Here is a 12,586-nt window from a genome sequence, read left to right on the forward strand (position 1 = left end):
TCTCCGTATTGCTCTCATCACTGCGGAACGTTAATACCCGACAGCATCAAACTCTTTGAGGAGCCTGCGATCATGTCGAACAACGATGCCTTCTTCTCTCGCCCCCTTGCTGAATCCGATCCGGACATTTTTGGTGCGATCGAGAAGGAACTTGGTCGCCAACGGCACGAGATCGAACTGATCGCCTCGGAAAACATCGTGTCCCGCGCCGTGCTCGAAGCCCAGGGCTCGATCATGACCAACAAGTATGCTGAGGGATATCCGGGCAAGCGCTACTACGGCGGCTGCCAGTTCGTCGATATCGCCGAAGAACTCGCGATCGAACGCGCCAAGAAGCTCTTCGGCGTCAATTTCGCCAACGTTCAGCCGAACTCCGGTAGCCAAATGAACCAGGCCGTCTTCCTGGCGTTGCTGCAGCCGGGCGACACCTTCATGGGCCTCGACCTGAACTCGGGCGGTCACCTGACCCATGGTTCACCGGTCAACATGTCCGGCAAGTGGTTCAACGTCGTTTCCTACGGCGTGCGTGAAGACGACCACCAGCTCGACATGGAAGACGTCGCCAAGAAGGCCGAACAGTTCAAGCCGAAGCTGATCATCGCCGGCGGCACCGCCTATTCCCGCACCTGGGACTGGAAGCGTTTCCGCGAGATCGCCGATTCGGTTGGCGCCTACCTGATGGTCGACATGGCGCACATCGCCGGTCTGGTCGCCGGTGGTCAGCATCCGTCGCCGTTCCCGCATTGCCACGTTGCGACCTCCACGACCCACAAGTCGCTGCGTGGTCCGCGCGGCGGCATGATCCTCACCAATGACGAGGATCTGGCGAAGAAGTTCAACTCGGCCGTCTTCCCAGGTCTCCAGGGCGGTCCGCTGATGCATGTCATCGCCGCAAAGGCCGTTGCCTTCGGTGAAGCGCTGAAGCCGGAGTTCAAGGATTATGCGGCTCAGGTCGTCAAGAACGCCAAGGTTCTGGCCGAGACGCTGATCAGCCACAATCTCGATATCGTCTCGGGCGGCACCGACAACCACCTGATGCTCGTTGACCTTCGCAAGAAGAACGCCACCGGCAAGCGGGCAGAAGCCGGCCTCGGCCGCGCCTACATCACCTGCAACAAGAACGGCATCCCCTTCGACCCGGAAAAGCCCTTCGTCACCTCCGGTATCCGTCTCGGAACCCCGGCCGGTACGACGCGCGGTTTCAAGGAAGCCGAGTTCACCGAGATCGGCAATCTGATCGTCGAAGTTCTCGACGGTCTTAAGGTCGCCAACTCGGATGAGGGCAATGCAGCCGTCGAGGCAGCCGTTCGCGAGAAGGTCGTCGGCCTGACCGATCGCTTCCCGATGTACCCCTACATGTAAGGCTGGACGCTGATGCGCTGCCCCTTCTGTGGATCTGATGAAACCCAGGTCAAGGATTCGCGACCGGCGGAGGACAATACGTCCATCCGTCGGCGGCGTATCTGTCCGGATTGCGGCGGTCGCTTCACCACCTTCGAACGGGTGCAGCTGCGCGAACTGATGGTCCTCAAAAAGACCGGTCGCAAGGCGCCCTTTGCACGCGACAAGCTGGTGCGGTCTTTCCAGATCGCACTGCGAAAGCGGCCGGTGGATGGCGAGCGTATCGAGCGCGCCGTCTCCGGCATCGTTCGTCGACTGGAAAGTTCCGGCGAAACCGAAATTTCGTCCGAGGAAATCGGCCTCCAGGTTCTGGAAGCCCTGAAGACCCTCGATGATGTTGCCTTCGTCCGCTACGCCTCCGTCTACCGCGATTTTTCCCATGCCGAGGACTTCGAAAACGTGATCGCTGAGATCAATGCGAAGATCTCGCGCGACAGCACTGCGGATTGAGGCAAGTGTCGATCACGGCACGAGACGAAACGTACATGCGCGAGGCGATCGCGTTGTCGCTCACGCATCTGGGGCAAACCGGGCCGAATCCATCGGTCGGCTGCATCATCGTCCGCAATGATGAGATTGTCGGACGTGGCGTGACCGCACGCGGTGGACGTCCGCATGCCGAGCCTCAGGCCATCGCCGAGGCCGGCGAAAAGGCGAGGGGAGCGACCGCCTATGTCACGCTCGAACCCTGCTCGCATCATGGCAAGACACCGCCCTGCGCCCATGCCCTGATAAGGGCGGGGATCGCCCGCGTCGTGGTTGCGGTGGCAGATCCCGACCCGCGTGTCTCGGGCCAGGGATTGAAGATCCTTGCCGATGCCGACATCGAGGTAACGATCGGGATATTGCAGAAGGAAGCGCGACAGGCTCTGGCCGGATACCTCATGCGTCAGACGAGGGGGCGGCCGCAAGTGACTCTGAAACTTGCCGTTTCGCGCGATGGCATGTTGGGTGCGACAGGGGCAGGCCAGATCCGGATTACGGGTCAGGAAGCGCGAGACGAGGTACATCGGTTGCGCGCCTCAAGCGATGCCATCCTGGTTGGGATCGGCACGGCGATGGCGGATGATCCAGAACTGACCGTTCGCCTGCCTGGTCTTGAACACGCCTCGCCGCTTCGGATTGTGCTTGATCGCCGCGCGGAACTGTCGCCGGCTTCCAAGCTTGCGCTGTCTGCCAACGAGGTGCCTGTGATTCTTGCGGTGTCGAGAGGCGCGGTTGGTAACCGTGCTGCCTTGGCCGCGATGGGCGTGGAAGTGATGGAGATCGACGGCATCGAGGATTTGCTGGCAGCACTGGCGCAGCGCGGGATTTCTTCGCTGATGGTCGAAGGTGGCGCGCGCGTCGCGGCCGATCTGCTTGCCCGTGGCCATGTCGACCGGATCCATCTTTTCGGCGGCGATGGAACCGTTGGCGCCGGGGGCATTCCGTCACCTCTGCTGCCCGGTCGGGTGCCGGCCGGATTTGCCCTGATTGATGAGCAAAACTTCGGCCGGGACCGTCGGCAGATCTTTGAGCGGTTGCCCGCGTCTGCCTGGATTTAGCGCCAGAACAGCATGATCAGAATGATGAGCGGGATCGGAACGCCGATCAGCCAGAGAAGAATACCGCGACCCATGAAAGCCTCCTGTATCGTGTCAGTGGACCGGAGACGGATCGTCCGTCGCCTTCGATTACAGAACGGGCCGTGAGGCAAGTTTGTTCCCAGACAGAACCGGGCGGCTTCCAGAGGGTGCGATCCGAGCACCCCGCACAGATGCCGTTCAGCTTGAAGAATTAGCGGAGATAGAAGGTGACGCCACCATCGGCGTTACGGTCGGCCGCAATGATATGGGTCAGTTCTATGCCGCTGGCCTGAAGTTTTCGCGACAGGGTTTTATTGGCGATGACCGAGGCCTGGACCCGCCGTGCTTCGTGGGACGAGGTTGACGTCGCTGAGTGTCTCTTCCAGGCCGGGTCATGGTGCTTTAGTTTATCGAGCCGGATGACCTTGAAGTGATCTGCCGAGAGCGTGTCGACTGCCGCTTGCGTCTTGGTGTCGGCGTGTCCTGACGGATGATGGGAGGATGCGGCATTGCTCTCCGTGCCGAACGCGATTGCGGAGAGCGCGGATGCGCTGAGGATGACTGCGAAGCGGTTCATGGTCCTGTTCCTTTCGAGGAAGTTGCGATGGCGGTTGATCCCGTCGCTCGCTTGCATCTCGAAGTTAAGGACGACATCCAATCGTTTCCAGTTTCTAAGTCTATGATTTTCATTAAATATTTTTCATCCAGCTTGCCTGAATTCCGCCCGGATCGGGGTGTCGCAGGCCGTTGGATTGCGAGGCAGTGCGAAGCAGCGGTGGCTACGCATCCGCCAACGCATTCCAGCTCCCGCGCGAAAACACTTGCCATCAACGATACGGCGTGGTTTGACCGCGTTTCTGTTGGGCCGAGGCGGCCACAAATCACATTCAGATCGGATCGGACCATGGGAAAGAACAAGGCTTCGCCGCATTTGCTGATCGTCGAGGCACGCTTCTACGATGACATGTCGGATGCACTTCTCGACGGCGCCAAGCATGCGTTGGACGAGGTCGGTGCCACTTATGACGTTGTAACGGTGCCTGGCGCTCTCGAAATTCCACCAGCAATCGCCATGGCGCTTGATGCGGCAGACGACGAAGGCACCGTCTATGACGGCTTTGTCGCGCTCGGCATGGTTATTCGCGGAGAGACATATCACTTCGACATCGTCGCGAACGAATCCTCGCGCGCACTGATGGATCTTGCAGTCTCGGAATCGCTCGCCATCGGCAACGGCATCATGACGGTTGAGAATGAGGCGCAGGCCTGGGCGCGCGTCAAGCGCAGTGAGAAAGACAAGGGCGGCTTTGCCGCACGGGCGGCTTTGAGCATGATCGCCCTGAAGACGAAACTGGGTGGTTGAACGATGACGACGGGTGAAGGCAAGCAGCCAGTGAAGACGGCGAACCAGCGGGGTGCTGCGCGCCTCGCTGCCGTCCAGGCTCTTTATCAGATGGATATTGCCGGTTCTGGCGTGCTCGAAGTGGTGGCAGAATACGAAGCCCACCGCCTCGGCCAGGAAGTCGATGGCGACACCTATCTGAAGGCGGATGCCTCCTGGTTCCGGTCCATCGTGGCCGGGGTGGTGCGCGACCAGACGAAGATCGACCCGCTGATCCGCCAGGCCTTGCAGGACGATTGGTCCCTGTCGCGCATGGACAGCACGGTGCGCGCAATTTTGCGCGCCGGGGCTTTCGAATTGATCGAGCGCAAGGATGTGCCGATCGCCGTCATCGTAACGGAATATGTCGAGATCGCGCAGGCCTTCTTCCCCGATGACGAGCCGAAGCTGGTCAACGCCGTGCTCGATCGTATTGCAAAGCAGGTGCGCGTTCCGGCGCAGAAATAGGACAGATCGACATGAATGCGACGGCGCAGGGCGGCCTTGAAAAACAACTGTCGTCCGCCAAGCGCAATGTCGGGCTTCTTTCTGTGGCCCAGGCGATTCTGGGCTCGGGTCCACCGCTGGCATTTTCCGTTGGTGGCCTTGCCGGTTTCCAAATGCTCGGCGCCGACAAGTCGTTGGCGACAGCGCCGCTCACTGGCTTTAACATTGGTGTTGCCGTCGGTGCGGTCGTTGTGGCGCTCGCCTCGCGCTTTCTCGGCCGGCGTGAAAGCTTCATGGTCGGCGCGCTGACGGGTGCCCTTGGCAGTGCGCTTGCTGCCTTCGCACTGATCAGGTCCGATTTCTGGCTCTTCGCATTCGCATTGATGTTGATGGGGCTTTGTGGCGGTTTCACCCAAAAGATCCGCTTTGCAGCGGCCGACGCGTCCCCCAGTTTCTATAAGGGCAAGGCGATCTCGTGGATTTTGGCCGCCGGGATCGTCTCGGCCATCTTGGGTCCTCAAGTGGCGATCTGGCTCAAGGATGCCCTGGCGCCCGTGACCTTTGCCGGGGCCTTTCTCGGCATGGTGCCCCTCCTGCTATGTGCCATTGTTGCGCTCTATTTCCTCAAGCTTCCGGCGCTGAATGTGAAGGCGGCGGGTGATGAGCCGACCCGGCCTCTGCGTGAAATCGTCATGACCCAGCGCTTTGCGACCGGCATGATCTGCGGCATCAGTTCCTATGCGCTGATGACCTTCATGATGACCGGAGCGCCGCTTGCCATGGTCATCGGCTGCGGCTTTTCCTCCGAACTCGCAACGCTCGGCATCCAGTGGCACGTGATTGCGATGTTCGCACCGAGCTTTTTTACCGGCATGCTGATCGGCCGCTTCGGTGCCGAAAAAGTGGTTGGAGCCGGGCTCCTGATCCTGATGGCCTGCGCGATCGTCGCGCATATGGGCGTTGAACTCTGGAATTTCTGGGGTGCGCTCGTGCTCCTCGGTATTGGCTGGAACTTCGGTTTTATTGGCGCTACCGCCATCGTTGCTTCGAGCTACCGGCCGGCAGAGGCAGACAAGGTGCAAGGGTTCCACGACATCATTCTGTTCTCGACGGTGGCGCTTTCCTCTTTCTCATCCGGCAAGGTTTTCACGGCCTTCGGCTGGTCGGTGATGAACCTCCTGATCTGGCCTGTCACGATCCTCTGCCTGATCCTCGTGCTGCTTCAGCTGCGTGCCGCATCGCGAAAGCCGGCCTAGGTTCCCTCCGCACTGCGAAATATGCGGACTTGACGCCACGGAAACCGCAACGCAATCTCGCCTCGCGGCGGCGGGGTCTCGGTGGAGGGGGCCTTGAGTCCACGCAAGGTCGCCCGCGGTGAGTGAGGCGCGGGCAATACGGGAGGGTATTGCGAATGACGGTTCTTCTAGGCGTAATTTTATGCGGGCTTCTGTCCGTGGTCTATGCAGTCTGGGCCACGCGCTCGGTACTGGCAGCAGACCAGGGCAACGCCCGAATGCAGGAAATTGCAGGCTATATACGCGAGGGTGCGCAGGCTTACCTCACTCGGCAATACCTGACCATCGCGATCGTCGGCGCCGTCGTTTTCGTCGCCACCTGGTTTCTTCTGTCCGCCACGGCAGCCATCGGCTTCCTGATCGGCGCCGTTCTGTCGGGTGCTGCCGGTTTCATCGGCATGCATGTCTCGGTCCGCGCCAATGTGCGCACCGCCCAGGCCGCCTCGCATAGTCTGGCTGCCGGTCTCGACATCGCCTTCAAGTCCGGTGCGATCACCGGCATGCTCGTTGCGGGCCTCGCACTGCTCGGTGTGTCGATCTATTTCTACATCCTGACAGTCATCCTCGGTCATGCAAGCGGCTCGCGCGAAGTCATCGATGCGCTGGTCGCACTCGGCTTCGGTGCATCGCTGATCTCGATCTTCGCCCGCCTCGGCGGCGGTATCTTCACCAAGGGTGCGGATGTCGGCGGCGACCTCGTCGGCAAGGTGGAAGCCGGTATTCCGGAAGACGATCCGCGCAACCCGGCCACGATTGCCGATAATGTCGGCGACAACGTCGGCGACTGCGCCGGCATGGCGGCCGATCTTTTCGAAACGTATGCCGTCTCAGTTGTTGCTACCATGGTCCTGGCCGCCATCTTCTTCGCCGGTTCGGCCATGCTCGATATCGCGATGATCTATCCGCTGGCGATCTGCGGTGCCTGCATCCTGACCTCGATCATCGGGACATTCTTCGTCAAGCTCGGCACCAATGGCTCGATCATGGGCGCGCTTTACAAGGGCCTGATTGTCACCGGAGCACTGTCGATCATTGGCCTTGGCGGTGCGACGTCGCTGACCATTGGCTGGGGATCGATCGGCACGGTTGCCGGCATTGACATCACCGGTTTCAATCTGTTCCTTTGCGGAGTACTCGGTCTCGTCGTCACGGCGCTGATCGTGGTGATCACCGAATACTACACCGGCACCAACAAGCGCCCGGTCAATTCCATCGCCCAGGCGTCCGTCACCGGCCATGGCACCAACGTCATCCAGGGCCTCGCCGTATCGCTCGAATCGACGGCGCTGCCAGCAATTGTCATCGTAGGCGGTATTATCGCGACCTACCAGCTCGCCGGTCTCTTCGGCACAGCGATCGCCGTCACGACCATGCTCGGTCTAGCCGGCATGATCGTGGCGCTCGATGCCTTCGGCCCGGTCACCGACAATGCTGGTGGCATTGCCGAGATGGCGCATCTGCCGCCTGAAGTCCGCAAATCCACGGACGCGCTCGACGCGGTTGGCAACACCACAAAGGCGGTGACCAAGGGCTATGCCATCGGCTCAGCCGGCCTCGGCGCGCTGGTGCTCTTTGCGGCCTATTCCAACGATCTGGCCTACTTCGCGGCCAACAGCGCGACCTATCCCTATTTCGCCGACATGGGGCCGATCTCGTTTGATCTCTCCAACCCGTATGTGGTCGCGGGTCTGATCTTCGGCGGCCTCATTCCATACCTCTTCGGCGGTATCGCGATGACGGCCGTCGGCCGTGCTGCGGGATCCATCGTCGAGGAAGTCCGCCGTCAGTTCCGCGAGAAGCCCGGCATCATGCAAGGGACGGAAAAGCCGGACTATGGCAGGGCGGTCGATATCCTCACCCGCGCTGCCATCCGCGAGATGATCATCCCCTCACTGCTGCCTGTGCTGGCTCCGCTCGTTGTTTATTTCGGCGTGCTGATGATTTCCGGCTCCAAGGCTTCCGCCTTTGCGGCACTCGGTGCGTCCTTGCTCGGCGTCATCGTCAATGGCCTCTTCGTCGCCATCTCAATGACTTCAGGCGGTGGCGCCTGGGACAATGCGAAGAAGAGCTTCGAGGATGGGTTCATCGACAAGGATGGCGTCAAACACCTGAAGGGTTCAGATGCACACAAGGCCTCCGTCACCGGTGATACCGTCGGCGATCCCTATAAGGATACGGCAGGCCCCGCCGTCAATCCGGCGATCAAGATTACCAATATCGTCGCACTCCTCCTGCTTGCCGTGCTGGCTGGCTGATTTGCAGACGACAGAATGAAAAAAACCGCGGAAGGTGACTTCCGCGGTTTCTTCTTGTCTTGAATTCAAATTCCGCCGGGGGGCGGGGCGGCGGCTTACTGGCCGCCCAGGATGTTCTTGACGCTGTTGGCTGCACCGCCACCGCCGGCCAGCAACTGCTGCAGGAAGGTAAGGTCGCGACCGCCGGTCGGGGTCGTGCGGGAAATCGTATCGAACACCTTGCCGTCCTGCATGGTGTAATTGGCGCGCTGCGATACGACGCCATCCTTGTCGAAATAGATCGCCAGGATCTGCTGATCGACCAGCTTCTGCTTCATGAAGGCGACGGAGCGCGTCCGCTTCTGGGAGATGTAGTAGAACACCTCGCCCTCGAAGGTGGCGGTCGTCGACGGCGTGCCGAGCGACAGGAGGACCTGTTCGCGGCTTGAGCCGACGGGAACAAGATCAAGCGCCGCCTGATCCACGACATAGCCATTATGGAAGACTTCGGACGTCTGGCAGCCGGAAAGACCTCCGAGGGCGACGGCCAGTGCAAGCACGGTGGTGCTCAAGAACTTCCTGTCCGATCTGATAATCCGAATGTGCACGCAAACGTCTCCCATTGGTCCCGAAGGCGCCTGAGGCGCCGGATGGCTATGCGCACAGCATTGTGGCCATTCCGGGGAAGGCCACGTCTTTGCCACAGCCTGCCTCCATACGTTCCAGTCTGCTTCCCTGGGAGGCAGGGCTGGACGACATCGGCATTGCAATTCACGTCTGCTTCGGTAAACCAGCTTTCGCAATCATGCAACACGACGTGGACAGCGGCGGGCATCGCACCCCGCTCTTTTTGGTGGAATTTATGGTATTCGGGTTCTTCCGTCAGAAGAGGAACAACAAGGTCATCGTCGAGCGCCAGTATCAGGCACTGACCACGGCTGCGCGCAGTACGGTTTTCTACCGCGACATGCAGGTGCCGGATACGGTGCTCGGCCGTTTCGAGATGCTGTCGATCGTGTTGATTCTCTATTTTCGGCGCACGGCCAAATCCGCCCGCAGCGGACAGGAAATTGCGCAGAACATCATCGACGCTTTTTTCGAGGATGTGGATCATTCGATCCGCGAACTCGGTGTGGGCGACCCCGGCGTGCCGAAGCGCATGAAGAAGCTCGCCGGCATGTATTACGGCCGGCTTGAGTCTTACGCGGCAGCGCTCGATGCGAAGGATCGTGCTGTCCTCGCGGCAGCACTGAAGCGCAACTTCCATCCCGAGGCCGGCGATGCCGCTCCGTCGATGCAGGCGCTGGCGGACTGGATGCTTGAAGCGGAAGAGGCGCTGGCTGCCATCGGCGAAGACGCGATCGAAACCGGCATGGCGCGGATTTCCGTTCCGCAGGACTGAATATGACCGCCGAGAGAAGCCGCCGCCTAACCTTGGTCGTGCGCCTCCTGGCAGGAAAGGATGAACGAGATGACGAAAAACGCGATCGAGAAACCTGAGTTCAGCTACCTGGTCAAGGTCGGCCACGTTTCGGCCAATCCCATCCAGGTTCATGTCGAGGCAGACTCGCGCGAATGCGCAAGCCTGGCCGAGGTCTGGCAGGTGGAAGCCGTCAACAGCCTCTCTGCCGATCTCCAGATTGCGCGATGGAAGAAGGACGGTATTCGCATCAAGGGGCATGTCTCCGGCGAGATCGTTCAGGCTTGCGTTGTGACGCTCGAGCCGATCACCTCGACGATCGAACAGGAAATAGACCAGATTTTCGTGCCGGAAGGCTCGAAGCTGGCGCGGATCGTGCTCGACGGCGCTGGTGAAATGGTGCTCGATCCGGATGGGCCGGATCTGCCGGAGCCTTTTGTTGGCGACACGATCGATGCGGGCGCTTTGATTGCTGAATTTGCAGCGCTTGACATCGACCCTTACCCGAAGAAGGAAGGCGCGACCTTTACCAGTCACATCGAGAGCAAGCCGGAAGATGACGGCAAACCCTCGTCCTTTGCCGCTTTGAAGGACTGGAAAAAGGATTGATCATCCCCCATCTGCGCCTCTGGGTGGGTTGTGCGCGGAATGAAAAGCGGTATTTTGACCGAAATTTCGCTGACCAGCGATCAGGAAGGGTCAGGTTTAAGTGATCAGAATTGCTATCGACGCGATGGGCGGCGACTTCGGTCCTGAAGTGGTTATCCCTGGAGCCGCAAAGGCGCTGGAGCGTCATCCGGATACGACCTTCCTCATCTTCGGGCAGCAGGAGCGCTGCGAGCCGATCCTGGCTCAGTTCCCGACGCTCAAAGAAAAATCCGTCTTTCATCACTGCGAAGTGTCCGTCGGCATGGACGAGAAGCCGAGCCAGGCCCTGCGTCGCGGTCGCTATGTCTCGAGCATGTGGCGGTCGATTGAAGCGGTAAAGTCCGGCCAGGCAGATGTCGTGGTGTCTGCCGGCAATACCGGCGCGCTGATGGCGATGGCGAAGTTCTGCCTGCGCACCATGGCGACAATTGAACGGCCGGCGATTGCTGCCATCTGGCCGACGCTGTCTGGCGAAAGCATCGTGCTCGACGTCGGTGCCGGCATCGGCGCGGATGCGCAGCAACTGCTCGACTTCGCCGTCATGGGCGGCGCGATGGCCCGGGCTCTCTTCGATATTGAAAAACCGATGGTTGGCTTGCTCAATGTCGGGGTGGAAGAGATCAAGGGCCAGGAAGACGTCAAGGAAGCGGGGCGGCTGATCCGGGAAGCGGGCCTCGATACGATCGATTACTACGGCTTTGTCGAAGGGGATGATCTCGGCAAGGGTACGGTCGACGTCGTCGTCACCGAGGGCTTCACCGGCAATATCGCCCTGAAGACGGCCGAGGGGACGGCCAAGCAGATTGCAGAATATTTGCGCGCAGCCATGTCGCGCACCTGGATGGCAAAGCTTGGCTACCTGCTTGCCAAGGGGGCTTTCGACCGGCTGCGTGAGAAGATGGATCCGCGCAAGGTCAATGGCGGCGTGTTCCTTGGATTGAACGGCGTGGTCATCAAGAGCCACGGCGGCACCGATGCGGAAGGTTTCGCCGCAGCGGTTGATGTCGGCTACGACATGGTGCGCAACGGTCTGACCCAGAAGATCGAAAACGACCTGAAGAAATATCACGCGCGGCTTCCTTCGCCCGCTGGCCCCGAAGCGGCCTGATGTCAGTTAGGAATAATCAATGATCCGTTCTGTTGTTTGTGGTTTCGGAGCGGCGCTTCCGAAGCGCGTTGTGACCAACAAAGACCTTGAAAGCATGGTCGAGACTTCGGACGAATGGATCGTCCAGCGCACCGGCATCCGCCAGCGTCATATCGCAGGCGAGGGAGAGACCACGGCATCTCTCGGCGCTGAAGCCGCACAGCAGGCGCTCGACCGGGCCGGTCTGACGGCTGGTGATATAGATCTCATCATCTGCGCGACCTCGACCCCCGACAACACTTTCCCGGCCACAGCCGTCAACATCCAGAACCGCCTTGGCATGCATCATGGCTTTGCCTTCGACGTTCAAGCCGTCTGCTCGGGCTTCGTCTACGCGATGGCGACGGCTGACCTTTACATCAGAGGCGGTATGGCCAAGCGCGTGCTCGTTGTCGGCGCCGAGACCTTTTCGCGTATTCTCGACTGGACCGACCGCACGACTTGTGTCCTCTTCGGTGACGGCGCGGGAGCTCTCATCCTGGAGGCCCAGGCAGGCGAGGGGACGGTTGCCGATCGCGGCGTTCTGACGTCGAACCTGCGCTCCGACGGCGTGCATCGCGAGAAGCTCTATGTCGATGGCGGTCCGTCGACCACTGGCACGGTCGGCCATCTGCGCATGGAGGGCCGCGAGGTCTTCAAACATGCGGTCGGCATGATCACCGACGTCATTGAGGCGGCTTTTGCTGCGACGGGAACGACGGCCGACGATATCGACTGGCTCGTGCCACACCAGGCCAACAAGCGCATCATCGACGGTTCGGCGAAGAAACTTGGCATACCCGACGAGAAGGTCGTGATCACGGTCGACAAGCACGGGAACACGTCGGCCGCTTCGATTCCGCTCGCGCTCGCGGTTGCTGCCGGTGACGGACGGATCAAGAAGGGCGACCTCGTCATGCTCGAAGCCATGGGCGGTGGCTTCACCTGGGGTGCCGTCCTGGTGCGCTGGTAAGGAATTGCCACCGAATTGCGTCTCAACAAGAGCTTGACCGCCGCCCACAAGGGCAATAGTCTCTGCGTATTCAACAAGTTCATTGGTTTAGGCGGG

At 60.5% G+C, this 12,586-nt stretch carries 13 protein-coding genes; 11 read left to right on the forward strand and 2 right to left on the reverse strand.

Translation table 11 applies throughout. The annotated features are described in order from the left end of the window. Positions 1–72: 72 nt before the first annotated feature. From glyA to ribD, 3 genes are read left to right on the forward strand one after another with little or no spacing between them, the layout of a single operon-like run. Positions 73–1,362 (forward strand): serine hydroxymethyltransferase, encoded by a 1,290-nt coding sequence (gene glyA / locus ACSV9I_RS20255; RefSeq protein ID WP_438330559.1) that lies wholly within the window; start codon positions 73–75, stop codon positions 1,360–1,362. A gap of 12 nt (positions 1,363–1,374) precedes the next feature. Beyond that, positions 1,375–1,851, forward strand: a complete 477-nt coding sequence (gene nrdR / locus ACSV9I_RS20260) for a transcriptional regulator NrdR (protein ID WP_054159089.1) — start codon at positions 1,375–1,377, stop codon at positions 1,849–1,851. Positions 1,852–1,856: 5 nt separating this feature from the next. Then, positions 1,857–2,945, forward strand: a complete 1,089-nt coding sequence (gene ribD, locus ACSV9I_RS20265) for a bifunctional diaminohydroxyphosphoribosylaminopyrimidine deaminase/5-amino-6-(5-phosphoribosylamino)uracil reductase RibD (protein WP_438330560.1) — start codon at positions 1,857–1,859, stop codon at positions 2,943–2,945. A 232-nt stretch (positions 2,946–3,177) separates the two neighbouring features. Here ribD and ACSV9I_RS20270 read toward each other — a convergent pair whose 3' ends face one another. After that, positions 3,178–3,543, reverse strand: a complete 366-nt coding sequence (locus tag ACSV9I_RS20270) for a hypothetical protein (protein WP_054159122.1) — start codon at positions 3,541–3,543, stop codon at positions 3,178–3,180. Positions 3,544–3,870: 327 nt separating this feature from the next. Between ACSV9I_RS20270 and ribH the strand changes: the two genes are divergently transcribed. The 4 genes from ribH (at position 3,871) to ACSV9I_RS20290 (ending at position 8,344) form a co-directional block, all read left to right on the forward strand. After that, complete coding sequence (ribH, locus tag ACSV9I_RS20275) at positions 3,871–4,329, forward strand: 6,7-dimethyl-8-ribityllumazine synthase (protein ID WP_054159087.1); 459 nt, start codon at positions 3,871–3,873, stop codon at positions 4,327–4,329. Between the two features lie 3 nt (positions 4,330–4,332). Continuing rightward, positions 4,333–4,815 carry a transcription antitermination factor NusB gene (gene nusB / locus ACSV9I_RS20280; protein WP_438330561.1) on the forward strand — a complete coding sequence of 161 codons (483 nt, stop codon included), beginning with the start codon at positions 4,333–4,335 and terminating at the stop codon, positions 4,813–4,815. 11 nt (positions 4,816–4,826) lie between these two features. Next, positions 4,827–6,050 (forward strand): MFS transporter, encoded by a 1,224-nt coding sequence (locus ACSV9I_RS20285; RefSeq protein WP_438330562.1) that lies wholly within the window; start codon positions 4,827–4,829, stop codon positions 6,048–6,050. A gap of 155 nt (positions 6,051–6,205) precedes the next feature. After that, a complete protein-coding gene (locus ACSV9I_RS20290) occupies positions 6,206–8,344 on the forward strand; it encodes a sodium-translocating pyrophosphatase (RefSeq protein ID WP_438330563.1) in 2,139 nt (712 codons plus the stop codon). Between the two features lie 95 nt (positions 8,345–8,439). On the opposite strand, the gene ACSV9I_RS20295 is transcribed toward ACSV9I_RS20290, so the two are convergent. Next, complete coding sequence (locus ACSV9I_RS20295) at positions 8,440–8,946, reverse strand: outer membrane protein assembly factor BamE (RefSeq protein WP_438330564.1); 507 nt, start codon at positions 8,944–8,946, stop codon at positions 8,440–8,442. Positions 8,947–9,185: 239 nt separating this feature from the next. Between ACSV9I_RS20295 and ACSV9I_RS20300 the strand changes: the two genes are divergently transcribed. The 4 genes from ACSV9I_RS20300 to ACSV9I_RS20315 all read left to right on the forward strand — a co-directional run bounded on the left by ACSV9I_RS20300 (position 9,186) and on the right by ACSV9I_RS20315 (position 12,490). After that, the gene (locus ACSV9I_RS20300; protein WP_438330565.1) at positions 9,186–9,725 is read left to right on the forward strand and encodes a ubiquinol-cytochrome C chaperone family protein; all 540 of its coding nucleotides are present in this window, start codon (positions 9,186–9,188) and stop codon (positions 9,723–9,725) included. A 69-nt stretch (positions 9,726–9,794) separates the two neighbouring features. Beyond that, positions 9,795–10,352 (forward strand): YceD family protein, encoded by a 558-nt coding sequence (locus tag ACSV9I_RS20305; protein ID WP_438330567.1) that lies wholly within the window; start codon positions 9,795–9,797, stop codon positions 10,350–10,352. 100 nt (positions 10,353–10,452) lie between these two features. Then, entirely contained in the window at positions 10,453–11,499 is a 1,047-nt protein-coding gene (gene plsX, locus ACSV9I_RS20310) for a phosphate acyltransferase PlsX (protein ID WP_438330569.1), read from the forward strand. A gap of 19 nt (positions 11,500–11,518) precedes the next feature. After that, positions 11,519–12,490: a beta-ketoacyl-ACP synthase III gene (locus ACSV9I_RS20315; RefSeq protein ID WP_438330571.1), complete on the forward strand. Its 972-nt coding sequence runs from the start codon at positions 11,519–11,521 to the stop codon at positions 12,488–12,490. The last annotated feature ends 96 nt before the right edge of the window (positions 12,491–12,586 follow it).

Origin of the sequence: Rhizobium sp. G187, from assembly GCF_051549525.1 — a bacterium.
Lineage (GTDB): Bacteria > Pseudomonadota > Alphaproteobacteria > Rhizobiales > Rhizobiaceae > Allorhizobium.

Excerpts from the sequence above, each read along its gene's own strand:
- ACSV9I_RS20295 (WP_438330564.1), bottom strand. The coding sequence starts at position 8,946 with ATGGGAGACGTTTGCGTGCACATTCGGATTATCAGATCGGACAGGAAG.
- glyA (WP_438330559.1), top strand. The coding sequence starts at position 73 with ATGTCGAACAACGATGCCTTCTTCTCTCGCCCCCTTGCTGAATCCGAT.
- nusB (WP_438330561.1), top strand. The coding sequence starts at position 4,333 with ATGACGACGGGTGAAGGCAAGCAGCCAGTGAAGACGGCGAACCAGCGG.
- ribH (WP_054159087.1), top strand. The coding sequence starts at position 3,871 with ATGGGAAAGAACAAGGCTTCGCCGCATTTGCTGATCGTCGAGGCACGC.
- ACSV9I_RS20305 (WP_438330567.1), top strand. The coding sequence starts at position 9,795 with ATGACGAAAAACGCGATCGAGAAACCTGAGTTCAGCTACCTGGTCAAG.
- nrdR (WP_054159089.1), top strand. The coding sequence starts at position 1,375 with ATGCGCTGCCCCTTCTGTGGATCTGATGAAACCCAGGTCAAGGATTCG.
- ACSV9I_RS20300 (WP_438330565.1), top strand. The coding sequence starts at position 9,186 with ATGGTATTCGGGTTCTTCCGTCAGAAGAGGAACAACAAGGTCATCGTC.
- ACSV9I_RS20315 (WP_438330571.1), top strand. The coding sequence starts at position 11,519 with ATGATCCGTTCTGTTGTTTGTGGTTTCGGAGCGGCGCTTCCGAAGCGC.
- ACSV9I_RS20290 (WP_438330563.1), top strand. The coding sequence starts at position 6,206 with ATGACGGTTCTTCTAGGCGTAATTTTATGCGGGCTTCTGTCCGTGGTC.
- ACSV9I_RS20270 (WP_054159122.1), bottom strand. The coding sequence starts at position 3,543 with ATGAACCGCTTCGCAGTCATCCTCAGCGCATCCGCGCTCTCCGCAATC.
- ACSV9I_RS20285 (WP_438330562.1), top strand. The coding sequence starts at position 4,827 with ATGAATGCGACGGCGCAGGGCGGCCTTGAAAAACAACTGTCGTCCGCC.